This is a genomic window from Variovorax sp. P1_H12_2, assembly GCF_056405335.1.
This window is the reverse complement of the sequence record NZ_JBFUCI010000759.1, coordinates 1-1,223: the sequence shown is the minus strand read 5'-3', so window position 1 is coordinate 1,223 and position 1,223 is coordinate 1. Positions and strand designations below refer to the sequence as shown.

At 63.0% G+C, this 1,223-nt stretch carries 3 protein-coding genes; all 3 read left to right on the top strand.

All coding sequences use genetic code 11. The annotated features are described in order from the left end of the window. Window positions 1–217: NADH-quinone oxidoreductase subunit A (ndhC, locus tag AC1D2K_RS34930; protein WP_478095033.1), on the top strand; the 217-nt coding region annotated here is incomplete at its 5' end. A gap of 15 nt (window positions 218–232) precedes the next feature. Next, a complete protein-coding gene (locus tag AC1D2K_RS34925; RefSeq protein ID WP_021008163.1) occupies window positions 233–712 on the top strand; it encodes a NuoB/complex I 20 kDa subunit family protein in 480 nt (159 codons plus the stop codon). A 12-nt stretch (window positions 713–724) separates the two neighbouring features. Then, on the top strand, window positions 725–1,223 hold a 499-nt coding region (locus tag AC1D2K_RS34920; RefSeq protein ID WP_478095031.1), incomplete at its 3' end, for an NADH-quinone oxidoreductase subunit C.

The following is a 1,223-nucleotide window of genomic DNA, read 5'->3' as shown; positions in this document are numbered from 1 at the left end:
AGCCTTCGAAGATGCGCGCATGAAGTTCGACGTCCGGTACTACCTGGTCGCGATTCTCTTCATTCTTTTCGATCTCGAAATCGCTTTTCTCTTTCCCTGGGCCATCGCGCTCAAGGAGATCGGTGCCGTCGGCTTCTGGGCCATGATGATCTTCCTGGCCATCCTCGTCGTGGGCTTCGTCTACGAGTGGAAAAAGGGCGCGCTCGATTGGGAATGACAAGGAATCCGCAAAATGGCCATTGAAGGCGTCATGAAGGAAGGCTTCGTCACCACCACCTACGACTCGGTGGTGAACTGGGCCAAGACCGGATCACTGTGGCCCATGACCTTTGGTCTGGCCTGCTGTGCCGTGGAGATGATGCACGCGGGCGCCGCCCGCTACGACATCGACCGCTTCGGCATGCTGTTCCGCCCCAGCCCGCGCCAGTCCGATCTGATGATCGTGGCCGGCACGCTGTGCAACAAGATGGCGCCGGCGCTGCGCAAGGTCTACGACCAGATGCCCGAGCCGCGCTGGGTGCTCTCGATGGGGTCGTGCGCCAATGGCGGCGGTTACTACCACTACAGCTACTCGGTCGTGCGCGGCTGCGACCGCATCGTGCCGGTCGACGTCTATGTGCCGGGCTGCCCGCCGACCGCCGAGGCGCTTCTGTACGGAATCATCCAGCTCCAGCAGAAGATCCGCCGTACCAACACGATCGCGCGCGCCTGAAGAGCGAGAGACATGACCGACTTTGCCATTTCTCCCGAGGCGCTGCAGACCCAGATCACCGAAACGCTTGGACCCAAGGCCAGGAGCGTCACGCTCGCGCTGGGCGAGGTGACGGTGGTGGTGGCTGCTGCCGACTACCTCGAAGCCGCGACCCTGCTGCGCGACGCCCCCGGCTGCCGCTTCGAGCAGTTGATCGATCTCTGCGGCATGGACTATTCCGATTACCGCGAAGGCGAGTGGCAGGGCGAGCGTTTCTGCGTCGTCACCCACCTGCTGTCCGTCAGCCTGAATCAGCGCGTGCGCCTCAAGGTGTTCGTGCCCAACGAGGACCTGCCGGTCGTCGATTCGCTGACCAGCGTCTGGAATGGCGCCGGCTGGTTCGAGCGCGAAGCCTTCGATCTCTACGGCATCGTGTTCGAGGGCCATGACGACCTGCGCCGCATCCTGACCGACTACGGCTTCATCGGCCATCCGTTCCGCAAGGACTTCCCGGTGTCGGGGCATGTCGAGA